This is a genomic window from Aliiroseovarius sp. S2029 (assembly GCF_023195575.1).
In the GTDB taxonomy this organism is placed as follows: Bacteria; Pseudomonadota; Alphaproteobacteria; order Rhodobacterales; family Rhodobacteraceae; genus Aliiroseovarius; species Aliiroseovarius zhejiangensis.
This window is the reverse complement of the sequence record NZ_JALPQE010000001.1, coordinates 316,439-341,521: the sequence shown is the minus strand read 5'-3', so window position 1 is coordinate 341,521 and position 25,083 is coordinate 316,439. Positions and strand designations below refer to the sequence as shown.

At 60.5% G+C, this 25,083-nt stretch carries 26 protein-coding genes; 9 read left to right on the top strand and 17 right to left on the bottom strand.

Annotation, left to right across the window (positions count from 1 at the left end; all coding sequences use genetic code 11):
- Positions 1–3 precede the first annotated feature (3 nt).
- From MUY21_RS01730 to MUY21_RS01720, 3 genes are all read left to right on the top strand, one after another.
- A complete protein-coding gene (locus MUY21_RS01730; RefSeq protein WP_248408684.1) occupies positions 4–993 on the top strand; it encodes a DMT family transporter in 990 nt (329 codons plus the stop codon).
- 20 nt (positions 994–1,013) lie between these two features.
- Positions 1,014–1,664 carry a sulfotransferase family 2 domain-containing protein gene (locus tag MUY21_RS01725; RefSeq protein ID WP_248408683.1) on the top strand — a complete coding sequence of 217 codons (651 nt, stop codon included), beginning with the start codon at positions 1,014–1,016 and terminating at the stop codon, positions 1,662–1,664.
- 91 nt (positions 1,665–1,755) lie between these two features.
- On the top strand, positions 1,756–2,319 hold the full coding sequence (locus MUY21_RS01720) for an MAPEG family protein (RefSeq protein WP_248408682.1): 564 nt from the start codon (positions 1,756–1,758) through the stop codon (positions 2,317–2,319).
- A gap of 57 nt (positions 2,320–2,376) precedes the next feature.
- On the opposite strand, the gene MUY21_RS01715 is transcribed toward MUY21_RS01720, so the two are convergent.
- From MUY21_RS01715 to MUY21_RS01680, 8 genes are all read right to left on the bottom strand, one after another.
- A complete protein-coding gene (locus MUY21_RS01715) occupies positions 2,377–4,581 on the bottom strand; it encodes a 3-hydroxyacyl-CoA dehydrogenase NAD-binding domain-containing protein (protein WP_248408681.1) in 2,205 nt (734 codons plus the stop codon).
- Between the two features lie 15 nt (positions 4,582–4,596).
- Complete coding sequence (locus MUY21_RS01710) at positions 4,597–5,802, bottom strand: acetyl-CoA C-acetyltransferase (RefSeq protein WP_248408680.1); 1,206 nt, start codon at positions 5,800–5,802, stop codon at positions 4,597–4,599.
- 22 nt (positions 5,803–5,824) lie between these two features.
- Positions 5,825–6,460 (bottom strand): glutathione S-transferase family protein, encoded by a 636-nt coding sequence (locus MUY21_RS01705; RefSeq protein WP_248408679.1) that lies wholly within the window; start codon positions 6,458–6,460, stop codon positions 5,825–5,827.
- Positions 6,461–6,600: 140 nt separating this feature from the next.
- Positions 6,601–6,813 carry a hypothetical protein gene (locus tag MUY21_RS01700; RefSeq protein ID WP_091430943.1) on the bottom strand — a complete coding sequence of 71 codons (213 nt, stop codon included), beginning with the start codon at positions 6,811–6,813 and terminating at the stop codon, positions 6,601–6,603.
- 27 nt (positions 6,814–6,840) lie between these two features.
- Positions 6,841–8,616: an acyl-CoA dehydrogenase C-terminal domain-containing protein gene (locus tag MUY21_RS01695; RefSeq protein ID WP_248408678.1), complete on the bottom strand. Its 1,776-nt coding sequence runs from the start codon at positions 8,614–8,616 to the stop codon at positions 6,841–6,843.
- Between the two features lie 23 nt (positions 8,617–8,639).
- The gene (locus MUY21_RS01690; protein WP_191285083.1) at positions 8,640–9,029 is read right to left on the bottom strand and encodes a MerR family DNA-binding transcriptional regulator; all 390 of its coding nucleotides are present in this window, start codon (positions 9,027–9,029) and stop codon (positions 8,640–8,642) included.
- A 252-nt stretch (positions 9,030–9,281) separates the two neighbouring features.
- Positions 9,282–9,650, bottom strand: a complete 369-nt coding sequence (locus tag MUY21_RS01685) for a MerR family DNA-binding transcriptional regulator (RefSeq protein ID WP_191285082.1) — start codon at positions 9,648–9,650, stop codon at positions 9,282–9,284.
- 92 nt (positions 9,651–9,742) lie between these two features.
- Positions 9,743–10,867, bottom strand: coding sequence for a putative manganese transporter (locus MUY21_RS01680; protein WP_248408677.1), 1,125 nt, complete (start codon positions 10,865–10,867; stop codon positions 9,743–9,745).
- 103 nt (positions 10,868–10,970) lie between these two features.
- Here MUY21_RS01680 and MUY21_RS01675 point away from each other — a divergent pair, with 103 nt between their 5' ends.
- The 3 genes from MUY21_RS01675 to MUY21_RS01665 are packed head-to-tail and all read left to right on the top strand — an operon-like array spanning position 10,971 to position 13,287.
- Positions 10,971–11,462 (top strand): PaaI family thioesterase, encoded by a 492-nt coding sequence (locus MUY21_RS01675; RefSeq protein WP_248408676.1) that lies wholly within the window; start codon positions 10,971–10,973, stop codon positions 11,460–11,462.
- Positions 11,459–11,974: a PaaI family thioesterase gene (locus MUY21_RS01670; RefSeq protein WP_191285079.1), complete on the top strand. Its 516-nt coding sequence runs from the start codon at positions 11,459–11,461 to the stop codon at positions 11,972–11,974. The genes MUY21_RS01675 and MUY21_RS01670 overlap by 4 nt, the downstream gene beginning before the upstream one ends.
- The gene (locus MUY21_RS01665) at positions 11,971–13,287 is read left to right on the top strand and encodes an MATE family efflux transporter (RefSeq protein WP_248408675.1); all 1,317 of its coding nucleotides are present in this window, start codon (positions 11,971–11,973) and stop codon (positions 13,285–13,287) included. The genes MUY21_RS01670 and MUY21_RS01665 overlap by 4 nt, the downstream gene beginning before the upstream one ends.
- A gap of 3 nt (positions 13,288–13,290) precedes the next feature.
- Here MUY21_RS01665 and arsC read toward each other — a convergent pair whose 3' ends face one another.
- Genes arsC through MUY21_RS01650 form a run of 3 tightly spaced genes read right to left on the bottom strand, consistent with a single transcriptional unit; the run spans position 13,291 to position 15,028 of the window.
- The gene (gene arsC, locus MUY21_RS01660; protein WP_248408674.1) at positions 13,291–13,632 is read right to left on the bottom strand and encodes an arsenate reductase (glutaredoxin); all 342 of its coding nucleotides are present in this window, start codon (positions 13,630–13,632) and stop codon (positions 13,291–13,293) included.
- The gene (locus tag MUY21_RS01655) at positions 13,629–14,693 is read right to left on the bottom strand and encodes a quinone-dependent dihydroorotate dehydrogenase (protein ID WP_248408673.1); all 1,065 of its coding nucleotides are present in this window, start codon (positions 14,691–14,693) and stop codon (positions 13,629–13,631) included. Before MUY21_RS01655 ends, arsC begins: the two co-directional genes overlap by 4 nt.
- Complete coding sequence (locus tag MUY21_RS01650; protein ID WP_248408672.1) at positions 14,690–15,028, bottom strand: DUF952 domain-containing protein; 339 nt, start codon at positions 15,026–15,028, stop codon at positions 14,690–14,692. Before MUY21_RS01650 ends, MUY21_RS01655 begins: the two co-directional genes overlap by 4 nt.
- 180 nt (positions 15,029–15,208) lie before the next feature.
- Here MUY21_RS01650 and MUY21_RS01645 point away from each other — a divergent pair, with 180 nt between their 5' ends.
- Together MUY21_RS01645 and MUY21_RS01640 are read left to right on the top strand one after the other, a co-directional pair.
- Positions 15,209–16,780: a 5'-nucleotidase C-terminal domain-containing protein gene (locus MUY21_RS01645; RefSeq protein WP_248408671.1), complete on the top strand. Its 1,572-nt coding sequence runs from the start codon at positions 15,209–15,211 to the stop codon at positions 16,778–16,780.
- A 103-nt stretch (positions 16,781–16,883) separates the two neighbouring features.
- A complete protein-coding gene (locus tag MUY21_RS01640) occupies positions 16,884–17,189 on the top strand; it encodes a DUF1992 domain-containing protein (RefSeq protein ID WP_248408670.1) in 306 nt (101 codons plus the stop codon).
- 27 nt (positions 17,190–17,216) lie between these two features.
- Here the strand turns inward: MUY21_RS01640 and MUY21_RS01635 are convergent, their stop codons facing one another.
- A complete protein-coding gene (locus tag MUY21_RS01635) occupies positions 17,217–17,777 on the bottom strand; it encodes a flavodoxin family protein (RefSeq protein ID WP_248408669.1) in 561 nt (186 codons plus the stop codon).
- A 135-nt stretch (positions 17,778–17,912) separates the two neighbouring features.
- Between MUY21_RS01635 and MUY21_RS01630 the strand changes: the two genes are divergently transcribed.
- Entirely contained in the window at positions 17,913–19,439 is a 1,527-nt protein-coding gene (locus MUY21_RS01630) for a malonyl-CoA synthase (protein WP_248408668.1), read from the top strand.
- Positions 19,440–19,519: 80 nt separating this feature from the next.
- On the opposite strand, the gene MUY21_RS01625 is transcribed toward MUY21_RS01630, so the two are convergent.
- The 5 genes from MUY21_RS01625 to MUY21_RS01605 are packed head-to-tail and all read right to left on the bottom strand — an operon-like array spanning position 19,520 to position 25,034.
- A complete protein-coding gene (locus tag MUY21_RS01625) occupies positions 19,520–20,845 on the bottom strand; it encodes an FAD-dependent oxidoreductase (protein WP_248408667.1) in 1,326 nt (441 codons plus the stop codon).
- A 4-nt stretch (positions 20,846–20,849) separates the two neighbouring features.
- Complete coding sequence (locus MUY21_RS01620; RefSeq protein ID WP_248408666.1) at positions 20,850–22,196, bottom strand: glutamine synthetase family protein; 1,347 nt, start codon at positions 22,194–22,196, stop codon at positions 20,850–20,852.
- Positions 22,193–23,005 carry an ABC transporter permease gene (locus MUY21_RS01615; RefSeq protein ID WP_191285068.1) on the bottom strand — a complete coding sequence of 271 codons (813 nt, stop codon included), beginning with the start codon at positions 23,003–23,005 and terminating at the stop codon, positions 22,193–22,195. The genes MUY21_RS01620 and MUY21_RS01615 overlap by 4 nt, the downstream gene beginning before the upstream one ends.
- On the bottom strand, positions 23,002–23,892 hold the full coding sequence (locus tag MUY21_RS01610; protein ID WP_248408665.1) for an ABC transporter permease subunit: 891 nt from the start codon (positions 23,890–23,892) through the stop codon (positions 23,002–23,004). Before MUY21_RS01610 ends, MUY21_RS01615 begins: the two co-directional genes overlap by 4 nt.
- Positions 23,889–25,034, bottom strand: a complete 1,146-nt coding sequence (locus MUY21_RS01605; RefSeq protein ID WP_248408664.1) for an ABC transporter ATP-binding protein — start codon at positions 25,032–25,034, stop codon at positions 23,889–23,891. The genes MUY21_RS01610 and MUY21_RS01605 overlap by 4 nt, the downstream gene beginning before the upstream one ends.
- Between the last annotated feature and the right edge of the window lie 49 nt (positions 25,035–25,083).

Here is a 25,083-nt window from a genome sequence, read left to right as displayed (position 1 = left end):
TCAGTGCTGTATGTCGTTCTGGAAGCAGACCAGAACGATACCCGTGTGGTCAATGCCGGGATGACGTTCAGGAAGGACGAAAACGACATGTCAGGAAATCGGACATTTGCGGCGGCGGGCACGATCTGTCTGGCAATGTTCCTTCTGGGCTTTTTCGACAATTTCGTGACGCTGATAGCGCAAGACCTTGGTTTGTGGCAGTTCCACCTGATGCGCGCCATCATGGCTGTTGGTATTCTGATGCTACTATCCCGGTTTGGACATGCACGACTGTCGCCTGTTCGCCCGTGGGCGGTGATGGTGCGTGGTGGGTTCGCTGCGGTGGCCATGCTGATCTATTTCGGGTGCCTGGCCTTTCTGCCCATCGGTCAGGTTGCTGCCGGGCTGTTCACCGCGCCGATCTGGGTTTTGTTGATTTGTGCCCTGTTTCTTGGCCAACCGGTCGGTGCAATCCGCCTTGGCGCCGCGATTGTCGGATTTGTCGGGGTGCTGATCGTTTTGGACCCGTTTGCCAACGGTCTTGCCCCTTTGGCGCTGGTCCCGATGGCCGCCGGGTTCTTCTATGCCATCGGAGGGATCGCCACCCGGCAATGGTGCGAAGGGGAAAGTGCCCTGTCCATGCTGCTGTTCTTCTTCCTGTCGCTGGGGTTGTTCGGTCTGATCGGGTCGATCGCGATGACCGTTTGGGCGCCCGAGGCGCCTGCCGGAGCGGACGGGTTCATCCTGCGCGGTCTGGTCTGGCCCACGCCACTGGGCTGGGGGTTGACGGTGATGCAGGCGGTGGGGTCGCTTGTCGCGGTTGGCCTGATTTTCAAGGGCTACCAGATGGGAGAGGCGGGACAGGTGGCGATCTATGAATACCTGTTGCTCCCCTTTGCGGCAGGGTGGAGTTTCGTGCTGTTCGGCGATCCGGTGCCTGCCCGCGCCATTTTCGGCATGGTTCTGATTATCGTTTCGGGGGCCATCATCTCTCTGCGCTCGCGCGTGGTCTGAAACCCGGCTAAGGTCGGGGCATGATCATTTCGCATGGGCGTCGTTACATCTTCATTCATCCGCCGAAAACCGGGGGTACGTCTCTTGCAATGGCGCTTGAGGCTCGGGCGATGAAAGACGACATCTTACTGGGCGATACGCCCAAGGCGATCCGCCGGCGCAAACGCATGGCGCATGTTCAGTCCTCCGGGCGGCTGTGGAAGCATTCGCGCCTGCGCGACATTTATGGCCCCGTTACGCAAGAACAGATCGAGGCCTACTTTGTCGTGACGCTCGTGCGCAACCCGTGGGACCGGCTGGTCAGCTATTATCACTGGCTCAAGGCACAGCATTTCGATCATCCGGCGGTCGATCTGGCGCATGTCCTGACCTTTTCGGAATTCGTAACCCACCAGCATACGCTGGACAGCTTCGCCGCGTCGCCGTTTGCGTCATATGTGACGGATCAAAACGGGCAAGAGCGCTGCGACCTGTTCGTTCGGATGGAGGCGCTGTCCGATGATCTTGCACCTTTTGAAACCCATCTGGGGTTTTCACTGTGCCCCTTGCCGCATGTAAACCGATCTGACCGCGCCCGCGATTATCGTGCCGCCTATACCGACGAGCTTGCTGAAATCGTTGCAGAATGTTGTGCCGCGGACATTGCCCGTTTCGGGTATCGGTTTGACTGATTGATCGCCGCCCCTTTTTAAGACGATCTCAGCCCCTATCTATGGGCGATTGCATTGCGCGCGATGAAACGCGCCGAAACGGGAGGGTTTCATGTCGGACAGTGCGGCACGCATACGAAAATTTACACGGATCATCGTCGTCTACCCCATCGGGCTGATCGTGATTGCGATGGTGGTGAACCTTATACTTGGCATTGAGCCTTTGACGGTGGCCCTGCCATCTGTCGGGGTCATGGCAGCGCTGGTTGTGGCAAGCGCGCTGTTGCTGCTGAACCATACTTGGCTGATGACGGCGACCGAACTGACCCGCCTGCATCACGGCATCTATGCCTCGCCCGAGGAATATGCAGAAGCCAATGCGCGCAAGGAAGATGTGCCGGCATTGGGTTGGAGCGCGTTGGAACGGCATCACAATGCGCACCGAAATGCGACCGAAAACACGGTGTATTTCGGGGGGCTGGCTTTGCTGATGGCATTGGCTTCGCCATCAACGCTCGCGGCTCAGATCTGGATCATCGGGTTTGCCATTGGCAGGTTGGGCTATACCTACAGCGCGCTACGGGGCAAAGCAGGGCTGCGCGGGATATTCATGAGCGTGAGCCTGGCCGCGCTCTACGGGATGGCCGGATATCTGTTGCTTGCCCTGATGTGGTAGGCGCAAACTGAAAAAGCCCGGCGGTCGGCCGGGCTTTTTGGGTGTTTTCAGCGGCCATCAGGCAGCGTCTTGCGCGGTGTCGAAGCGGCCATAGAATGTGTCGCCTTTGTCCGCCAGATCACGCAGCAGCGCGGGCGTGGTGAAGCGTGCGCCGTGTGCGTCGGTCAGGCCATCGCAAATCTCGACCGCCTTGTCTGCGCCGATCATGTCCAGCCAGCTGAACGGGCCACCGGACCACGGCGCAAAGCCCCAGGCTAGAACGGCGCCCACGTCACCTTCGCGGATGTCTTCCAACACGCCTTCTTCCAGCGCGCGGACAGCTTCCAGCACTTGCGCCATCATCAGACGATGCTTTACCTCGGTCACGTCAGGCTGATCATCCGACAGCGGGAACTTCTCGCCCAGACCTTCCCACAGACCCGCGCGTTTGCCCTTGTCATCATAGTCATAGAAGCCAGCATTGGCCTTGCGCCCCATGCGACCCTGATCGGCCATCCAGAAGATGATGTCGTCCACCGCGTCGTCAGGGTAATCATCACCCATCGCCGCCTTGGTGGCCTTGGCGATTTTCACGCCCAGCTCGATCGAGGTTTCATCGACAAGTTGCAGCGGCCCCACCGGGAAGCCCAACAGCTTCGCCGCTCCTTCGACCAGTGCGGGTGCGACGCCCTCGCCAACCATACGCATCCCTTCGTTGATATAGGGAATGATGCAGCGGTTGCAGTAGAAGAAGCGCGCGTCGTTGACGACGATGGGCGTCTTGCGGATCTGGCGCACATAGTCCAGCGCCTTGGCCACCGCACGGTCCCCGGTTTCCTTACCCTTGATGATCTCGACCAGCATCATCTTCTCGACCGGCGAGAAGAAGTGGATGCCGATGAACTGATCGGGACGCACTGACGCCTTGGCCAGTTCGGTGATCGGCAGGGTCGAAGTGTTGGTGGCGAAGATGCAATCTTCCCCGACCACTACTTCGACTTTCTTGGTCATCTCGGCTTTGACGCCCATGTCCTCAAACACCGCTTCAATGATCAGGTCAGCCCCTTTCAGCGCGTCCAGATCGGTGGTCGCGGTGATGGCGGACAGGACGGCCTCTTTCTTCTCGGGCGTGGCTTTCTTGCGGGCGATGCCCTTGTCCAGATAACCCTCGGAATAGGCCTTGCCGCGATCGGCGGCTTCTTGGGTCTGGTCGATCAAGACGACCTCCATCCCGGCCATGGCGGACACCAGCGCGATGCCAGCCCCCATCATGCCAGCACCCAGAACGCCGACCTTCTTAACCGACTGATCATCCACGTGTTTCGGACGCACCGCGCCCTTTTCCAACGCTTGCTTGTTGATGAAAAGCGAGCGGATCATGGCAGCTGAAGACGGGTTCATCAGCACATTGACGAACCAGCGGCATTCAACACGCAGCGCGTCGTCAAACGGCACCATGGCCCCTTCATAAACCGCAGCCAGCAAAGCCTTGGCGGCAGGATAAACGCCATTGGTCTTGCCGTGGATCATCGCAGCGGCCCCCACGAAGGTCTGAAAGCCTGCGGGGTGATAGGGCGCGCCGCCCGGCATTTTGTAGCCCTTCTGGTCCCATGGTTTGACGATATCTGCGTCGGTCGCGTTCAGAACCCATTCTTTTGCGCGGGCTTGCAAGTCGTCCGGTGCAACAACCTCGTCGATCAGACCAGCGGCTTTGGCTTTGTCGGGGGCAACCGTTTTGCCTTCCAACAGGAACGGAGCCGCCGCCATCGCGCCCATCTTGCGCACAAGACGGGTGGTGCCGCCTGCACCGGGGAAGATGCCGACCATGATTTCCGGCAGGCCGATCTTGGCCTTCGGATTGTCCGCCGCAATGATGCGGTGACAGGACAGCGGGATTTCCAGACCGATGCCAAGCGCGATGCCGGGCAGGGCGGCGACAATCGGTTTGCCGCCTTTGTTGGTCTTGGGGTCCATGCCTGCGCGCTCGATCTTGCGCAGCACACCGTGCATGCCCATGACACCGTCAAACAGGCCCTTCGCGGGGTTGTCGCCAGCGTCGTTCTTCATCTGGGCGATCACGTTCAGATCCATCCCCCCGGCGAAATCTTTCTTGCCTGAGGTGATGATCGCGCCTTTCACGGCGTCGTCTGCCAGAACGGTGTCGATATGTGCGTCCAGCTCGCGCAGCGCGTCATAGGACAGCACGTTCATGGATTTGCCCGGCACATCCCAGGTGATGGTGGCGACACCATCGGCGTCCACGGAATAGTGAAAATCAGCCATTGTAACGTCTCCTTCTTATACGCGTTCAAGAATGGTTGCAGCGCCCATGCCCGACCCGATGCAGAGCGTGGCCAGACCGGTCTCCTTGTCCGACCGCTCCATCTCGTCCAGCAACGCGCCCAGGATCATCGCGCCGGTGCCGCCCAGCGGGTGGCCCATGGCGATGGCGCCGCCATTCACGTTGACTTTGTCAGTGTCGGCGTCAAACGCTTGGATAAAGCGCAGCACGACGGACGCGAAGGCTTCGTTGACCTCAAACAGGTCGATGTCGCCGAAGGACATGCCAGCGGCTTGCAAAACACGCTCGGTCGCCGGAACGGGACCGGTCAGCATGATGGTTGGGTCGGTGCCAACCTTGGATGTTGCCTTGACGCGCGCACGCGGTTTCAGACCGTGACGCTCGCCAAACTCCTTGTTGCCGATCAGCACGGCGGCGGATCCATCGGCAATCCCGGACGAGTTCCCTGCGTGGTGCACGTGGTTGATCTTTTCCAGATGCGGATATTTCAGAAGTGCCACGGCATCAAAGCCCGGCATCGCCTCACCCATCGCTTTGAACGAGGGGTTCAGTCCGCCCAGCGTTTGCATGGTGGTTTCGCGGATCATTTGATCCTCGGACATGATCTCAAGCCCGTTCTGGTCTAGCACCGGAATGATCGACTTGAACCGACCGTCCGCACGGGCGGCAGCGGCGCGTTTCTGGCTTTCGACGGCATAAGCGTCGCAATCGTCGCGACTGAACCCGTATTCGGTCGCGATGATGTCGGCCGAGATGCCCTGAGGCACGAAATAGGCTTTCATCGCCAGATGCGGATCGGCCGCAATCGCGCCTCCATCCATGCCCATCGGCACGCGGCTCATGCTTTCCACACCACCGGCGATATAGGCATCACCTGCGCCGCCCTTCACTTGGTTGGCGGCCATGTTCACAGCTTCCAGACCCGAGGCGCAGAACCGGTTGATTGACACGCCTGGAATACGCTCGTCCAGATCGGAATACAGCACCGAGGAGCGGGCCAAACAGGCACCTTGTTCGCCCACTTGGGTCACATTGCCCCAGATCACATCCTCGACGGCGTGGCCGTCCAGATTGTTACGCTCTTTCAAAGCGTTCAAGGCCACCGAAGACAGGCGCACGGCCGTCACTTCGTGCAGCGTGCCGTCCTTCTTGCCTTTGCCACGCGGGGTGCGCACGGCGTCATAGATATAGGCGTCGGTCATTTTCTTACTTCCTTTCAGGATCTTACGCGCGGTCCGCAGGGGAGCCGGGCATCAGGTCATAGGGGTGTTTCCAGCCGGGCGTCTCCGAAATCCGGGTCAGCCAGGCGTCGATGGCGGGCCATTCGGCGCGGTCAAAGCCGAAGGGTTCAGGGTAAAACAGATAACCACAGCACGAGATATCCGCGAGCGTGAGGGCGTCGCCAACCAGCCAATCTCGGTCAACAAGCTCGCCTTCAAGCACCTTGTAGGCGCTTTTCAGTCGCGCCTGATTGAAGGCGATGACTTCGGCGGGGCGCTTGTCTTCAGGCAGGAAGTTCATCAGGAAACGGGTGTTGCCTGCAACAGAAGACATCTTGTGATTGTCCCAGAACTGCCAGCGCAGGATTTCGCGGCGTTCATTCGCGCTGCGTCCACCCAATTTGCCGGATTTCGACGACACATAGTCCTGAATGACGCCTGACTGCGACAGGGTCACATCGCCGTCGATCATGACCGGCACTTCACCCATCGGGTTCAGTTCGCGAAACGCGGGGCTTCGGCTTTCGCCGTTGAAGAAATCGACAAAAACCGGCTCCCACTCCAAACCGGACAACTCCAGCGTCAGAGCCGCCTTGTAGGCATTGCCGCTTTCCCCAAAACAATAGAGTTTAACCGTCATCCATGCCTCCTTGTTGATGTCTCGTCGCCGGGGGCGCTGCCCCCGGACCCCCGGGATATTTGTGACAAGAAAAAGAGCGCGATTTTTCTTGTCATAAATATCCCCGCCGGAGGCTCCTGTGGTGGCCGCGGGCGGTGTGTTCAGCGTTTGCGTGCATCCAGTTCCGAATTGAACAGGCGCAGACGCGCTGTCAGATTTTCATGGTCTGTTACGCTGTCGAAATGTTCAAAGAGGAAGGACAGGGCTTCACCTTCGTCAAGCCCTGCCTCTTTCGCGAAACGCCTCAGCCGACGATAGCCATCCTCTGTCATGGCACAGGGGAAGCGGCGGGTCAGTTTGAAGCGTTTCGGCATGTTCTCTCCTAGCTTTGTTGGCGCGGTTCAGAACGCGTCGGCGTCCAGCGCCATGACGGTGTCCGCGCCGCTTTCGATCCGTGCCAGATGCATTGACGTGGCGGGCAAACGGCGTGCCATATAGTAGCGCGCCGTTGTCAGTTTGGTCTCGTAAAACGTGGCGTCAGAGGCACCGTTTGCAAGGGCTTCCAGCGCGGCGCGGGCTTGTTGCGCCCAAGTGTAGCCCAGGCAGACATGGCCGAATAAGTGCATGAAGTCATAGCTGCCTGCCAGCGCGTGGTTCGGGTTTTTCATACCATTCTGCATGAAGAACATCGACGCGGCCTGCAGATGCTTCGACGCGGTTTTAAGGGGGTCGATGAACTCTTTCATTGCATCATCTTCACCCTGATCCTTGCAAAAGGCCTTGATCAAATCGAAGAAGGCCATGACGTGTTTGCCCCCGTCGGCGGCCAGCTTGCGGCCCACAAGGTCAAGTGCCTGAACGCCATTGGCCCCTTCGTAGATCTGGGTGATCCGGGCGTCGCGGACGAACTGGCTCATCCCGTGTTCTTCGATATAGCCGTGGCCGCCGTAAATTTGCTGCGCCAGAACGGTCATGTCAAAGCCCTGATCGGTCAGGAAACCCTTGAGGACCGGGGTCATCAGGCTGATCAGGCCGTCGGCGTCCTTGTCGTCTGCGCGGTGCGCCTGGTCAATCAGCAGCGCCCCCCACAGAAGGAAGCCGCGCGCACCTTCGATAAAACTTTTCTGATCCATCAGTGACCGGCGAATGTCGGGATGCACGATCAGGGGATCGGCGGGTCCGTCGGGGTTCTTGACGCCGGTCACATCACGTCCTTGCAGGCGGTCCTTTGCATAGATCACGGCGTTCTGATAAGCAGCTTCCGCTTGCGCCAGGCCTTGCATGGCGACGCCCAGGCGGGCTTCGTTCATCATCGTGAACATCGCGCGCATCCCCTTGTGCATGTCACCCAGAAGATAGCCCGTCGCTTCGTCATAGTTCATGACGCAGGTCGAGTTGCCGTGGATCCCCATCTTTTTCTCGATGTTGCCCACGCTGACACCGTTGCGCGCGCCGATCGACCCATCGTCATTCACGTTGTATTTCGGCACGATGAACAGCGACACACCCTTGATGCCGTCGGGACCGCCCGGAATTTTTGCCAGCACCAAATGGATGACATTCTCGGACATGTCGTGATCGCCGGCCGAGATGAAGATCTTTTGCCCTGACACTTTGTAGGACCCATCATCCTGCGGTTCCGCCTTGGTCCGCATCAGGCCCAGATCGGTACCGCAATGCGGTTCGGTCAGGTTCATCGTGCCGGTCCATTCACAGCTGATCATCTTGGGCAGGAAGGTCGCCTTCTGCTCATCCGTGCCATGCGCCAGAATCGCCGAGGCCGCGCCGTGGGTCAGCCCCTGATACATGGTGAACGCCTGGTTGGCGGCCGAAAACATCTCGCCCACCGCCGTGCCCAGCAGGACGGGCATGTTCTGGCCGCCGAACTCTTCGGGCATGTCCAAGCCGGTCCAGCCGCCTTCCTTCATCTGCTCGAACGCATCCTTGAACCCGGACGGGGTGTAAACGACGCCGTTTTCCAGCCGGCACCCTTCGTGATCGCCCACCACGTTCAGGGGTGTCAGAACCTCGCTGGCCACTTTTCCGGCCTCTTCCAGAACGGCCCCCGTAAAATCGGGTTCCAGGTCGTCATATCCGGGAATGTTCAGTGTCTCTGCCTTGAGCACTTCATGCAGCAGGAAGGCCATGTCCTTGGTCGGCGCGGTATAGCTGGGCATAGGGGTCGTCCTTGTCCTAGATCTTAGTGGTCATCGTCGAGCGAAGCGATCTTGTCGTTCACCCATTGCAACTGGTTTGTCAGATCGTCGATTGCGTCGTCCAGTTCAGCGCGTTGGCGCTTCAGGTCATCCAGATGTCCAAGTGCCACGTCATAGGTGCGTTTCAACTGAGTCTTCTGCTGATCGCCACGGTCGTAGAGATCCAGAAGCTGGCGAATCTCCTCCAGCGAGAAGCCAAAGCGTTTGCCCCGCAGGATCAACTTCAGTCGCGCGCGGTCACGTCTGGTGAACAGCCGCTTCTGGCCTTCGCGAATGGGGGCGATCAGTTCCTTCGCCTCGTAAAAACGCAGCGTACGCGCGGTGACGTTGAATGCATCGCACATTTGCCGAATGGTCATCAGTTCGTCGGTCATACTTGCTCCAATCTTTACCCGACGCCGGTCGTGTGTTCTGACCAGCACGTCTTACTATATAAGTTGACGTTGACGTAAATGTAACGTGGCGTCAGGGGTTTTCTTGTCGTTACGTAACGTCGAAATCGCCAGTGCATTACGCAAGGGCATGTTTTGTCATCAAAAACCAAAACAGCGCCGGTTTGGCCGGATCCTGGAAAAACAAAGGCGACGGCGGCCTTCGGGCGCGATTCCCGGGGGAATCAGCGCAGGTCAGTCCAGCGCATTGGCCACGTCATCGCGCAGCTTCTGCAAATCCGTGATGCTTTCGGCCAGTTGTTCCTGCTGTCTGCGCAGGTCGACCAGTTGCCGGTCGGCAAGCTCGACCCAGGCGCGGTTTTGCGCCTCGGTCCCTTTTTCATCGTAGATCAGAAGCCACTGGCGCAGTTCTTCAAGCGAGAAGCCAAACCGCCGCCCGCGCAGAATCAGTGTCATGCGGGCAACTTCGCGCGGGGTATAGTACCGGGCGCGGCCTTCCTTTTCCGGGCTCAGAAGTTCGATGTATTCGTAGTATCTGAGCGTGCGCGGTGTTACGTCGAATTTCGCGCACATTTCCTTGAAGGTCAGGCGGTCGTCGGTCATCGGTGCCCCATTTCCAGTCTTATTGGAGCACAGCGTAAAGGAGCGTTGCAGCGGGTGCAATTGCCGAGAGCCTTATCCTCTGCTGCGCAGATCTAGTTCATGAAGCCGGGTGCCAGAACATAGAAGCCATAGGCCACGATCAGGGCCGGGATGGTGGAATAGAGCGTGGCCATCAGCGCCGCTTTCGGGTTCAGCGCAATCGCCGGGAACAGCGCATCGCCGTCATTCGAGATCGCATTCCCCATCAGCGCGGCGAAAGGAATGACGCCGTTCAGGTACAGGGTGGTGACAAGCACCTGCGGGCCGCAGCCGGGGATCAGCCCGACAAGAATGGCCATCAACGGCAAAAGCGGGGCGATGGACTGGAACAGAAGCTCGATATCCACCCCGGCGAACTCGGCAACGTAATCGTAAGCCAGATAGGCGCCGATCACCCAGACCGATATAAAGCTCGTTTCTTCGGCCATCCGGGTCAGCGGGCTGTCATGGGTGTTGGTCATTGCAGCCAGTTTCGAGGTGGCCCAGATCGTCAGGCCCAGAAATGTACCGGCAAGGGCGATCCATTGGACCGGAATGCCGAACAGCGCGTTGATCTCGACCTGAGCAAGTTGCGCGGCACCCACCACCAGACCCGGAGCCGCCAGAACAAGATAGGCCACGTCCTGCGGGCGGGTGCGCCCGATCAGCGGGGCAAGCTCGCAACTTGCCAGCGTCGAGGCGCGGTATTCAACCTTGTGGAAATGGTCGATCAGCCAGCCGGACAGGATACCGACCAGCAAAGACAGGGGCAGAACGATGATGGCAGCATCAGGCCGCGTGGCAATCAGCAGGAACGCCGCATCGCCCATGGTGGCCGTCAGCGTGGCCACCACGGCGCCGAATCCCACATGGCCTGAACTGTAGGCAGCAACGACCACGACGGCCCCGCCGCAACCCGGAGTGGCCCCCAACAGCGCCGCCAGAGGCACTTGTGCCCCGCGCGCTCTGGACAGGCTTTCGCCGATGTCGAAGCTGAACAGCCGCTCGGCCCCGTAAAACAGCAACAGCGTGGCCGCCACGAAGACTGAAACCTGAACATAAGCATCGGTCATCAGCTCGCGTGTCAGTTCACCCAGTTGTCCGGGTGCCACTGACAAGGCAAGCATGATCGCCAACACCAAAAGGCGTTTCGGGCGCATTCTCCCCATCGGGGCTGTCAGGGTTGTGGCGTCTGTCATGGAAGCTCTTGCGATTGAGAATAATTCTTAATTGCGAAAGTAAGGGCTGGACGCGCGATTTGCAAGGGCCAATAAATGGCGGAGATACAAAAGAGGGCCCGTGATGATCAAAGGTCTGACTGCAGAGAAGAAAGCTGAAATCGCTCGGAAATTCACCGAGGCCATCCCGCATTGCGGGGCATTGGGGATGACGCTGGACGAATTGGGCGAGGGCGAGGCCGTAATGTCCATGCCCTATGATCCCCGTTTCATCGGTGATCCGCGATCGGGGGTGATTCACGGCGGCGCGGTGTCGGCACTGATGGATACCTGCTGCGGATCGGCGGTGATGAGCCACCCGGACGCCCCCGCCATCACGGCCACGATCGACCTGCGCATCGACTATATGCGACCCGCGACGCCCGGGCAGCGGATCACCGCGCGTGCCACGTGCTATCATGTCACGCGGTCGGTGGCCTTTGTGCGTGCCGTTGCACTGGATGAAGATGAAAGCCGCCCGGTGGCCACGGCAACCGGCGCGTTTTCCGCCGATGGGGATCCCAGGCGGCGTTCGACCGAAATCTCGGCCGAAATCAGCGGAGGCGATGGCACATGAGCGGATCTGTCAAACGCCCGCGCCCGGAACCGGTCGAGGTCGTCAAAAAACGGCGCGATGCGACCCTGTCGGCTTTGGTGGGCAGCGTGCCATACCTGACCTTTCTCGGGATCACCGTGGAACGCCATGGCGACGAGCTGACGGCGGTTCTGCCTTTTTCCGACAAGCTGATCGGCAATCCGTTGTTGCCGGCCATTCACGGTGGCGTGACGGCAGCGTTTCTTGAAACCGCTGCAGTGATCGAACTCAGCTGGGTCTCTCTGTGGGAAGATATGGAGAGCGGCAAGCTGGATCCTGGCACTCTGGGGCCGGACAACCTTCCTTATTTGCCCAAGACCATCGACTTTTCGATCGACTATCTTCGGTCGGGTCTGCCGCGCGACGCCTATGCACGTGCGCGGATCGTTCGGCAGGGGCGGCGCTATGCTTCGGTGCATGTCGAGGCCTGGCAAGACAACCGAAACAAGCTTTATGCACAGGCGACCGGCCATTTCCTGATGCCTCAGAAATGACCTCGCGTGCAGTTCAGATTACCCACCGCCGTATCCTTGCGGTGGCAGGGCCGATTGTGCTGTCCAATGTGACGGTGCCGATCCTGGGCATCGTGGATACGGGCGTGATCGGCCAGTTGGGCGAGGCGGCACCGATCGGCGCGGTGGGAATCGGTGCGGTTATCATCTCGACCTTCTATTGGGTGTTTGGGTTTTTGCGGATGGGCACAACAGGCCTGACTGCACAGGCCTATGGCGCAGGACGCATGGGCGAGGTGTCGGCCATGCTGACCCGTGCCACGATGATCGGGGCCGTCGCCGGACTGGCATTGATCGCGCTGCAAATCCCGCTGTTCTGGGCGGCGTTCAAACTGGCCCCGGCCTCGGCCGAGGTCGAGGGCATGGCGCAAGCCTATCTGACGATCCGCATCTGGGGCGCGCCCTTTGCCATCGCGCTGAACGCCTTTACCGGCTGGTTGATCGCTTTGGAGCGGACGCGCGCCGTTCTGGTTCTTCAGGTCGCCATGAACGGTGTCAACATCGTGTTGGACCTGTGGTTTGTCATGGGGTTGGGATGGGGCGTGGAGGGTGTCGCGATCGCCACTTTGATCGCCGAAGTCGGCGGTGCCGCACTGGCCATCTGGCTGTGCCGGGATGTGTTCTCCAACGCTGCCTGGCGTGACTGGGGACGGGTGATGCACGCCGAAACCCTGAAACGCATTGCGGTGGTGAACAGCGATATCCTGATCCGTTCGCTGCTGCTGACCGCGATGTTCACGAGTTTCATGTTCCTCGGCGCGCGGTTTTCCGACGTGGAACTGGCTGCGAACCAGATTCTGTTGCAATTCCTGAACGTCACGGCCTATGCGATGGATGGTTTTGCCTTCGGGGCCGAGACCTTCGTCGGTCAGGCGCTGGGCGCGCGCAACAGGGCCGGGCTGCGCCGGGCCGCGATCATGTCCAGCCAGTGGGGGGCAGGCATTTCGGCGACGCTGGCGCTGGGGTTTCTGCTGTTTGGCGGTATGGCCATCGACCTGATGACCACCGCCGAAGAGGTGCGCGCCACCGCACGGGTCTTTCTGATCTACATGGTGTTTGCGCCGTTGGTCGGATGGCCGTCATGGATGCTGGACGGGATCTTCATTGGCGCCACCCGCACCGCTGACATGCGCAACATGATGGTGGTGTCCACAGTGTTTTACATCATCGCGGTGCTGATCCTGATGCCGCCATTGGGTAATCACGGGCTGTGGCTGGCGCTGCTGATCTCGTTCATCGCGCGCGGCGTGACTTTGGGCCTGCGCTATCCTGCGCTGGAGCGCAGTGCGGCCTGAAGTCTAGAGAATGTCGATCACGCTTTCCGGCGGCCGGCCGATCCGGGCCTTGCCGTTCTTGATCACCACGGGTCGTTCGATCAGGATCGGATGGGACACCATCGCAGCAATCAACTCGTCATCCGGGCTGTCCTTGGACAACCCGAGCTCTTTGAACGTCTTTTCGCCCGTGCGCACGAGTTCGATGGGGGCCACGCCAAGGGCCGTCAGCACTGACCTGAGTGCGCCCGCATCGGGCGGATCGTCCAGATAGCGGCGCACGGTAACGTCCTCGCCGCGATCTTCCAGAATTGCCAGCGTCTGGCGCGATTTCGAACAACGCGGGTTGTGCCATATCTCGGTCATAGCCAGTCCTCTCGTCCGGTTCCGACGGCGTCCGCGACATGGGCGAACCCGTCCCGTTCCAACAATGCGTCCAGCCCCAGCGCGATCTCCTCCACAAGGCTCAATCCCTTGTAAGCCAGCGCCGAATAAAGCTGTACGATCGAAGCCCCGGCAAGGATTTTCTTATACGCATCGTCCGCCGAGGCAATGCCGCCCACCCCGATCAGGGGCATGTCACCATCCGTCAGCTTCGACAGCCGTGCCAGCACGCGAGTGGATTTTTCGAACAAGGGGGGGCCGGACAGGCCGCCGCCCTCGTCCTTGTGACGGCTTTTCAGTCCATCGCGGGACAAGGTGGTGTTGGTGGCGATGACGGCGTCCACGCCCACGTCCTGCGCCACCTTGGCCACTTCGGCCAGTTCCGCGTCGGTCAGGTCCGGCGCGATCTTCAGAAAGATCGGTGTATACTTGTCCTGGTTTTCGCGTGCGGCCAGCACGCCAGACAATAGCCCGCGCAACGCCTCGGCCCCTTGCAGATCGCGCAGTCGTTCCGTGTTGGGCGAACTGACATTGACGGTGGCAAAGTCGATGAAAGGGGCACAGGTTTCAAAGACCTGCACGTAATCGGCGGCGCGATCGTTGCTGTCCTTGTTGGCGCCAAGGTTCAGACCCACGGGCACCGGACGGCGGCGCGACCGGCGGGTCAGCCGGGCAGCGGCGGCCTCCATTCCTTCGTTGTTGAAGCCGAACCGGTTGATCACCGCCTGATCCTCGGTCAGGCGAAACAGCCGTGGTTTCGGGTTGCCGGGTTGCGGGTGAGGGGTGACGGCGCCCACCTCGACGAACCCGAAGCCGGCTTGCGTCAGCGCATCCACGACACTCGCGTTCTTGTCATACCCTGCGGCAAGACCGACCGGATTGGTCAACGTCATCCCGCAGAACGAGGTTTTCAGCCGGTCGGTTGTGACGATGCCCGGCATCGGCACAATACCGGCCTTCATCGCCATCAACGCAAGCGTATGCGAGCGTTCCGGATCAACCTGATGCAGAAGTTTCAGTCCGATTTTTTCGATCAGGTTCATGCCAGACACTCGGGGAATACGTGGCCGCCTTCGCCAAGAGGCAAGGTGCGATGCCACAGGACTTCGGACAGGACCAGTTCGCGATACAGATGCGGAAACAGCGCACCGCCGCGGGACGGTTCCCATTTCAGGGCGGTGCCCATCGCATCGGTTTCAAAGGCTGCAAGAACCAGACCGTCTTCGCCTGCGAAGTGCTTTCGCGCGGTCTCGGCGACCTGATCAGCGGTCGAGAAGTGGATGTAGCCATCGGTCAGGTCAATCGGGGCGCCCAAGGTTTTGCCCGTTGCCTGGAACGCCTGCCATTCTGCGGCGCGGAAGATCTTGTATATCTGCATGCCCTTCATGTGACGCGCAGCTTGCCTGACGTCAAGCGGTGTTGGCGGAACGCAGCAATTGGTCGCTGCCCGCGCTGACATCTTCCCGTTACGTCAGTTCGTCAATCATATCGCGATCTTTGACAAGTCGGGCCGACTCGCGTCAACTTGTTGGCAAGACACAATAACAGGGGGTTCCCAATGATTACGCGTTTCATGACGACCGCAGCGGCTTTGGCCATGACAGCAGGCACAGCAGCGGCGGATTATACATTGACCGTTCTGCACACCAACGACTTCCATGCCCGGTTTGAGCCGATCAGCAAGTATGACAGCGGGTGCTCGGCCGAAGACAACACCGCAGGCGAATGCTTCGGCGGGTCCGCCCGTCTGGTCAGCGCGATTGCCGAAGCGCGCGCGCGCTCGAATAACTCGATCCTCGTGGATGGGGGCGACCAGTTTCAGGGCACGCTGTTCTATACCTATTACAAGGGCAAGCTGGCCGCCGAGATGATGAACAAGATGGGCTATGACGCCATGACTGTGGGCAACCACGAATTCGACGACGGCCCCGAAGTTCTGCGCGGCTTCATGGACGCGGTGGATTTCCCGGTCCTGATGTCCAACGCCGATGTATCGGGCGAGCCGATGCTGGCGGACAAGCTGGCGAAGTCAACCATCATCGAACGGGGCGGGGAAAAGCTGGGCCTGATCGGTCTGACCCCGCAGGACACCGACGAACTAGCCTCGCCCGGTCCCAACATCATCTTCACCGACCCCGTGCAGGCGGTTCAGGGCGAAGTCGACAAGCTGACCGCGGAAGGGGTGAACAAGATCATTGTGCTCAGCCATTCTGGTTATGGGGTCGATCAGAAGGTGGCCGCTGAAACGACCGGCGTGGACATCATCGTGGGGGGGCATACCAACACGCTGTTGTCGAACTCCAACGAACGCGCCGAAGGGCCTTATCCGACCATGGTGGGCAACACTGCGATCGTGTCGGCCTATGCCTATGGCAAATTCCTGGGCGAGTTGAACGTCACCTTCGATGACGAAGGCAACATCACCGACGCCACGGGCGAGCCGATCATCATGGACGCTGCCGTGACCGAGGACGAAGCGACCGTGGCACGCATTGCCGAAGCGGCCGCACCTCTGGACGAAATCCGCAACCGGGTCGTGGCGCAGACCTCGGAAATGATCGACGGCGAGCGGGACAGCTGCCGCTCCAAGGAATGCGCCATGGGCAATCTGATTGCCGATGCGATGCTGGCACGGGTCAAGGATCAGGGCATTCAGATCGCGATCCAGAATGGTGGCGGTATCCGTGCCTCGATCGACGCGGGCGAGGTCACGATGGGCGAAGTCCTGACGGTTCTTCCGTTCCAGAACACCCTGTCGACCTTCCAGGTCAGCGGCGCGACCATTGTCGAGGCACTGGAAAACGGGGTCAGCCAGCACGAGGAAGGTGCAGGCCGCTTCCCGCAGGTGGCGGGTCTGAAATACACGTTCGATGTGTCGAAACCCGCAGGCGAACGGATTTCGGATGTGATGGTGATGGAAGGTGACAGCTTCGTCCCCATCGACCCGGCCAAGACCTATGGTGTTGTGTCCAACAACTATGTGCGCAATGGCGGGGACGGATACAAAATGTTCCGTGATGCCCAGAACGCCTATGATTTCGGGCCGGACCTTGCGGATGTGACGGCAGAATATCTGGCCGAACTGGGGTCGACCGCGCCGACGCTGGATGGGCGGATCACGCAGAAGTAAACCGAGTATTCATGGCGCTTCCATGAATCGGACAAACCCCCGCCCGAGATCGGCGGGGGTTTTCATTTCTTGATCCCTTGCGGTGCCGGGGTATTCTTTCTTCATGGACCACCCCTTGTTCGACCTTGTTGACCAACGCATTCGCGACGCGCAGGCGGCGGGTGAATTTGATGATCTGCCAGGGGCTGGCAAACCCCTGCCAAGGGTCGAAGTTCCCGAAAACGCTTTGCTGGACCGCCTGATCCGAGACAGCAACGCTGTGCCCGAATTTGTCAGCCTGTCGCGCGAACTGCGGCAGTTGCGGGACGAACTTGCCGCCACCGGCGAACCGTCCCGCCGCCACGACATTCTGAAGGATATGTCGATGATGGAGGCGCGCATTGCCATCGCACGAAAGGCGTATCGCTAGCGGTCGGCAGTCCCGCTGAAGGCGAGGTCAGGCGCGCCCGCACGCCCACCGTCGCGTCGCCGTCGCAACGCGTTGCCCGAACCGGCAAGCAGTGTCCAGATCCTCGCCCGGAAGATCGTCATCCTGCCCCAGTTGCTCGGTCACCATCAGACCCAGCCAGCTTCCGTCGCGATTTGCGCCCGGCCGATCCGGTTTCACAGGGGCGCCGATTTCGGCCTGACCGACCCAGATCATGCCCATCTGGGCCGCGAACAGGGACAGGCGTTGCAGCGTGGCCAGTTTGTCGCCCGAGGGGTGGATCGCGGTTGTGAACCCGGCGGCGATCTTGTCAACCCACCTGCCGTGCTCCCAACGCGTGTCCACCTGTTCCAGAAATAGGCTGAACCGCGCTGCGGCCGACCCCATATAGGTGGGCGCCCCGAAGATGATGGCATCTGCTGCATCCAGCGCCTCCCAGTCGACGCCGCTCATGTCCTCGACATCCAACAGCGTTGCGGAGGGCCCGGCACCCCTGGCAATGGATTGGGCGATCCGCTTCGTATGGCCGAAGCCCGAATAGTAAGGAATGCAAATCTTGTGGTCCGTCATGCGCCCAGATTGGGGCAATCGCTGCGATTGTCAAATTGCTCGGTGGCGTGGATCGGCAGTCGCGCCGTTCCGGGTCAGGTCGATTGACCCCACAAGGACGCGCGGCTAATTCATGAACAGCGTCAGGAGGATAGAATGTACGACCAGAACCACCTTGCCCATGCCATTTCGCGCGCCTCTGACGGACGCCACGACGCAACCTTCCTGACGGATGTGCGCGACGGCCGCACGATCACATATGGTGATTTCTGGTCAAATGCGGAGCGTATGGCGGCGGCGCTGGTGGCGCGTGGCCTTGCGCCGGGGGATCGGGTGGCGGTGCACGCCCCGAAGGAACCCGCGATGTTGGAGCTTTACGTGGGCACGGTGTTGGCGGGCGGTGTGTTTCTGCCCCTGAACACGGCCTATACGCCGGACGAGGTGGCCTATTTCCTTGGCGATGCCGCGCCGCGCGTCTTCATCTGCGACCCGGGGAAATTGGACGCGCTGGCGTCTGTGGCTGCGGATGCAAATGTGGCCCATGTGATGACGTTGGGCGAGGGGCAGGCAGGGACGCTGGTGCCCGCCCGTGATGCGCAGGAGCCGGGGTTCCGGGCGGTGCCACGCGCTGCGCTGGATCTGGCGGCGATCCTGTATACTTCGGGGACGACCGGTCGGTCGAAAGGCGCGATGTTGACCCACCGGGCACTGGCGTCGAACAGCGAAACCCTTCGCGATTACTGGCGGTTCACTGACAAGGACGTGTTGATCCACGCCCTGCCGATTTTTCACACCCATGGGCTGTTCGTCGCAACCAATGTCACATTGATGGCGGGTGGGGCGGCGATTTTCATGCCCGGCTTCGATGCCGATGCGATCATCCGCGCCATGCCAGAGGCCTCTGCGTTGATGGGGGTGCCGACCTTCTACACCCGGCTGTTGCAAGATGACCGGCTGACGGACGCCGCGCGCAACATGCGCCTGTTCATATCCGGGTCAGCGCCGCTTCTGGCGGAAACGCACGAACGATGGCAGGCGGTCACGGGCCACGCGATCCTTGAACGCTATGGAATGACGGAAACCAACATGAACACCTCGAACCCCTATGAAGGGGAACGGCGCGCGGGCACCGTGGGCGTCCCGCTGCCCGGCGTTGACGTGAAAGTGTGTGATCCCGAGACGGGTGCCGAACTGCCCCGGGGCGAGATCGGTGTGCTGGAGGTGCGCGGCGACAACGTCTTTGCAGGCTATTGGCAGATGCCCGAGAAGACGGCGGAAGAGCTGCGTTCGGATGGCTGGTTCATCACCGGGGACCTCGCGATGATCGACGCCGATGACTATGTCACGATCGTCGGGCGAGGAAAGGACCTGATCATCACCGGGGGCTTCAACGTCTATCCGAAAGAAGTCGAAGGCGTGATTGATGCCCTGCCTGGTGTGCTGGAAAGCGCGGTGATCGGCGTGCCACACCCGGATTTCGGGGAATCTGTGGTGGCTGTCGTCGTTGCCCGGGCAGGGGCGTCGATCGACGAGCGTGTGATCCTGGACGGGGTGTCGGGCCGCCTTGCGAAATTCAAGCAGCCCAAGCGCGTCGTCGTGGCAGAGGCCTTGCCGCGCAATACGATGGGCAAGGTGCAAAAGAACATTCTGCGCGAAACCTACGCCGATCTGTTGCAGGGATAGGGAACAAGGGGAAGGGGCGTTGCCCCTCTTGGCTGTGCCAATTCACCCCAGGATATTTATGGCCAGAAGAAAACACGGGGTCACGTGGGGGGCGGACCGTCCATGAGGCGGTAACCCAGAACAGCAGGATAGAGATAGCTGCGTCGGATCCCCGCAAGGGGAAAACGGGGCAGGGGGCGGGTGTGGACGGGAAGGGCTTGTTGGCGCCCAAGGGCCATGTCGGCCAGCCGCGCACCCACCCATGTGGCCATGGCGACGCCGTTTCCGTGATAATTCATGCCTGCCCAGGCGTTTTCCCAGTCTCCGATCGGGCCGGCATAGGGCATCAGGTCTGGCGAGAGGCTGACAAGGCCAGACCAGAAATGGGGCGTTTCGATATTGGCCCATGCGGGGAACAAGGCCGCCAGATCGCGGCGCATCCGAGCGCGCATCGCGTCCTGTCCCGGCGCGCTGGCCCGGATATTGCCGCGTGCGCCGAACAGGAAACGGCGGTCAGGCAGCAGCCGGAAATAATGCAGAAGGTTTCGGCTGTCATAAGCCATGAGGTCGGAGGACCAGCCTTGCGCGGCGATCTCGTCCCCGGTCAGGGGGCGTGTCACCAGAATATTGGATTGCAGCGGCAGGTAGCGTCCGGTCATCCAGTCTGGCAGGCCGTCGGTTCCATAGCCGTTGGTGGCAAGGATCAGTCTGTCGGCAGTGATCCTGCCCAGCCGGGTATTAAGAGTGTAACCGCTTGGTGTCCTGACGATCCGCGTGACGGGGCTGTGCGCATGGATCGTGGCGCCTGCACGGGTGGCCGCTTTGGCAAGACCGCCAACATATTTACCGGGGTTCAGGGCAAAACCCAAAGGCACATGAAGCGCGCCATGAAACCGGCCCGCGAGGCCCCGGGCAGCAAGGCCATCTGCCGGGATCAGGCGGGCGTCGATGCCGAAGGCGGCCCAGTGGTCCTTCTCAGTGGCGAGCCGTGCCATCACCTTGGGATGGTGGGCGAGCTGGACCTCTCCGTCCGAGTGGGTGTCGGCGTCGATCGCATGGGTTGCAAGAAGGTCGGCCACCAGGTCGATCGCATCGCGCTGGGCGTCGAAATAAGCCTGGGTTGCCGTGTCGCCATAGCGCTTCTGGATCGCGCCCAGACCCCGCATGTCGCCACCAATGCAACAGAAGCCGCCATTTCGACCAGAAGCCCCCCAACCCGGTTGATTGGCTTCCAGGACGGTGACACCTACGCCCGCCTGCGCCAGATGCAGGGCTGCCGACAGCCCCGTATAACCACCGCCGATGATGGCCACGTCGGTTCGCGCCTCTGCTTTCAGCGCAGGCCAGTCGTGGTCGGGCAAGGGCCAGATACATTCTGCCCGCGCCGCATCGGAATAGGCGTAGTCTTCATAGATGCGGCGGGGCATGGCGTCAGAGCCGGCCAAGATAGGCGCGGTATTCGATCTGGCTGATTTCGTTGGTCAGTTGGTCAATCTCGTCCAGACGCACCGCGGCATAGATGTCGCGATAGCGCGTCCCGAAGATGTCGGCCGCGATGTCGGACTGCGAGAAACGGTCGACGGCGCGGATCCAGTCGGCGGTCAGGCGCGGCGCGGTTTCGGCGTTCGGGTCGTCAAGAGGAAGCGGCAGATCGGGCTTGGTGTTCAACCCGTGCAGGATGCCCCCGAGAATCGCGGTGATCACGAGGTAGGGGTTCACATCCGCCCCGGCGATCCGGTGTTCCAGCCGCGCACCCGGGCCAGAGACTTCGGGCAGGCGCACACCGGCGGCGCGGTTGTCATAGCCCCAGTCCGGGGCCGAGGGCGCAAAGCTCATCGGGCGATAGCGACGATAGGAGTTGAGATGCGGCGCAAAGATCGCCTGCAGATCGCGCATCGTGTCCAGCGTGCCACCCACCGCCGCGCGTAGCATGTCCGAGGCCTGCCCGCTGCCGTCGTCGAAGATATTCTTGCCGTCCCGATCAACGACCGAGGCGTGCAGGTGCATCCCGTTGCCGGGGAAATTGGCATAGGGCTTGGCCATGAACGTGGCTTCCAGCCCGTGATTGCGGGCCACGCCGCGCACGAGGCGTTTGAACAACAGCGCCGTGTCGGCGGCTTTCATCACATCGTCGGTGTGGTGAAAATTAACCTCGAACTGGCCGGGGCCGTATTCGGCAATCAGCGTATCGGTTGCCAGACCCTGTTTGGCTGCCACTTCAAGAATGTCGTCCAGCACATCCTGGGTGCGCTCCAACACCTCCAGGTCATAGTTCTGGGCATCCGGGCTGCGCTCGGGCGGGGTTGGCGCCTCATCTTCGTCCTGCCGGGGCTGGATCAGATAGAACTCCAACTCGCTGGCCAGTACCGGGTGCCAACCCTGATCATGGAAGCGATCCACCATGTTGGACAAGAGCTTGCGCGAGGACAATTCGCTGATCTTGCCGGTGTCCGGGTCCAGCATTTCAACCTGCACCTGCGCCATGTTGCCCTTGGCCCATGGTACCGGTTTCAGCGATCCGGGGATCGGCACGATGCGCCCGTCCGGGTCGCCGATGATGATGCCCAGACCTGTCTCGGACACTTCGGCCCCAAGGATGTTGGGCACATAGGTCGAATGCGGCAGGCGCACGGCCCCTTCAGACAGTTTCTTTTCGTCGTCCCCCGGCAACCACTTGCCGCGCAGGACAGCGTTGATATCGCACAGCATCAGCTCGATCCGGTCGGGGCGGCCATGCGTGTCGCAATAGGTGGCGAACTCGTTCAGGAAATCGCTCATTGGATGGCCCCTTGCTCGTCTTTTTGGCGTTTTGCGATAGACCGTTTCGAGGTCAGCGAAGCCCCGATCACACCGATCGTCACCAGACCGATCATGATGGTCGACAGCGCGTTGATTTCCGGGCTGACGCCCAATCGCACCGCCGAGAAAATCTTTATCGGCAGGGTGGTTGAACTCGGGCCAGAGGTGAAGGATGCGATCACCAGATCGTCCAGCGACAGGGTGAACGCCAGCAGCCAGCCCGACACGACGGCGGGCATGATGATGGGCAGGGTGACAAGGCGAAACGCCTCGAACCCGGTGCAGCCAAGATCAAGCGCGGCCTCTTCCAGCGACTGGTCGAAGGTGACAAGGCGCGAGGACACGACGACCGACACGAAACACATCGAAAAGGTGGTGTGCGCCAGCACGATGGTCAAAACCCCGCGATCCAGCCCGATCGAGATGAACAGAAGCAGCAGCGACAGGCCGGTGATCACTTCGGGCATCACGAGCGGCGCATAGATCATGCCGGAAAACAGCGTCCGCCCCGGAAAGCGCCCGGCGCGCACCATCACGTATGCGGCCATGGTGCCAAGGACGGTGGCGATGGTGGACGACATCACGGCGACTTTCAGCGTGACCCAGGCCGCGTCCAGAAACGCCTCGTTCCGGAACAGCTCACCATACCATTTGGTCGAGAAGCCGGACCAGACTGTCACCAGTTTGCCCGCGTTGAAGGAATAGGTGATCAGGATCAGCATCGGGATGTAAAGAAAGGCAAATCCCAGCGTCAGGGAGATTGCGTTGAACCAGGACAGACGCCTCATTTCTCGGCCTCCCTTTGCTTTTCCTCGTTCCGCTGGAACAGGACAATGGGGATGATCAGCAGGAGCAGTAGAATGACGGCCACGGCCGAGGCCACCGGCCAGTCGCGGTTCGAGAAGAACTCCTCCCACAACACCTTGCCGATCATCAGCGTCTTGGACCCACCCAGAAGGGCCGGGATCACGAACTCACCCATGGCGGGGATGAACACAAGGAACGATCCGGCCACGATGCCCTGTTTGGACAGCGGAAAGGTCACCAGCCAGAAGGCCGTGAAGCGCGAGCAGCCAAGGTCTTCGGCGGCTTCCAGCAGACTTTCATCCAGCCGTTCCAGCGCCGAATAGATCGGCAGCACCATGAAGGGCAAATAGGTATAGACGATGCCGATATAGACAGCGACATTTGTGTTCAGGATGATCAGCGGCTCCTGAATGATGCCCAGGTTCATCAGAAGCTGGTTCAGAAGCCCTTCGTTCGACAGGATCGCCTTCCACGAATAGACGCGGATCAGGAAGCTGGTCCAGAAGGGCAGGATGATCAGCATCATCAGGGTGGGGCGCCATTCATCCGGCGCGCGGCTCATGCCATAGGCGATGGGATATCCGACCAGAAGCGTCAGGATGGTCGAGATGACGGCGATCTTCAGGCTGGACAGATAGGCCTTCCAGTAAAGGTCATCACTGGTCAGCCACCAGAAGTTCTCCATATCCAGCCCGGCCCACCATTCCTTCACGCCCGCCCAGCCATCGGAAAGGTCAAGCGTTGGCGTATAGGGGGGGATCGACAGGGCTGTGTCCGACAGGCTGATCTTCAACACGATCAGAAAGGGCACCAGAAACAGGGCCAGTAGCCACAGATATGGGACAGAGATCAGAGCGAGGCGTTTCATCTGTCCAGCACCACACCGGCGGTTTCCGTGAAGCTAAGCCACACCTTGTCTTCCCACGTGATTTGCCGGCGTTGAATGCGGCGCGTATTCGCGATCTGGGCTTTGATATGTTCACCGGTCGGCGTTTCGATCACATAGGTGGACATGTTGCCCAAATAGGCAATGTCCAGAACCTTGCCCTTGATCACGTTGGTCTGATCTTTCGGGCGCGAGGTGTAGATGCTGAGCTTCTCGGGGCGAACGGCGAGGGTCGCTTCGCTGCCAAGGGTCAGTGAAAGGGGCGAGATACCTTTCAACTCCGGCTGTCCTTCGGCCCAGCTGATCGCGGCATGGCCATCGTCATAGTGGGACACTTTGCCCTTGATCAGGTTCACATCGCCGATGAAATCCGCAACATAAACCGATTTCGGTTCTTCATAAATCTTGGATGGCGTATCGACTTGGATGATCTGGCCGTGATCCATCACCGCGATGCGGCTGGCGACGGTCATCGCCTCTTCCTGATCGTGGGTCACGATCACGAATGTGGTGCCGGTTTTTTCCTGAATGTCCATCAGTTCGAACTGCGTGTCTTGGCGCAGTTTCTTGTCCAGCGCGCCAAGCGGTTCGTCCAGCAACAAGAGCTTGGGCGCCTTTGCCAGCGACCGGGCCAGCGCGACACGCTGGCGCTGCCCGCCGGAAATCTGATGCGGTTTGCGATTGGCAAACTTGTTCAACTGCACAAGGGTCAGCATTTCTTCGACCCGCGCGGCGATCTGATCCTTGGGCAGCTTGTCGCGTTTCAGACCAAAAGCGATGTTTTCGGCGACCGACAGATGCGGAAACAGCGCATAGCTTTGAAACATCATGTTCACGGCGCGCTTGTTTGGCGGGATCACCGCGACGTCCTGCCCGTCGATAAGGATCTTGCCTTCGGTAGGTGTCTCGAACCCGGCCAGCATCCGCATCATCGTCGTCTTTCCGCAGCCTGACGGCCCCAACAACGCAAAGAATTCTTGCGCATAGATGTCGATGGAAAGATCGTCGATGGCGGTGAAATCCCCCCATCGCTTGGTGACATTCTGAAACTGGATAAGGGGCTTGGCCTGAGGGTCTTCCCAGGGTGCGAAAACAGAAACCGGAGCAGTTGCGGCGTCAGACATGATAACCTCGGCGGGAAAATGAAGGCGCCTTCCGCATGTAGAAATCACA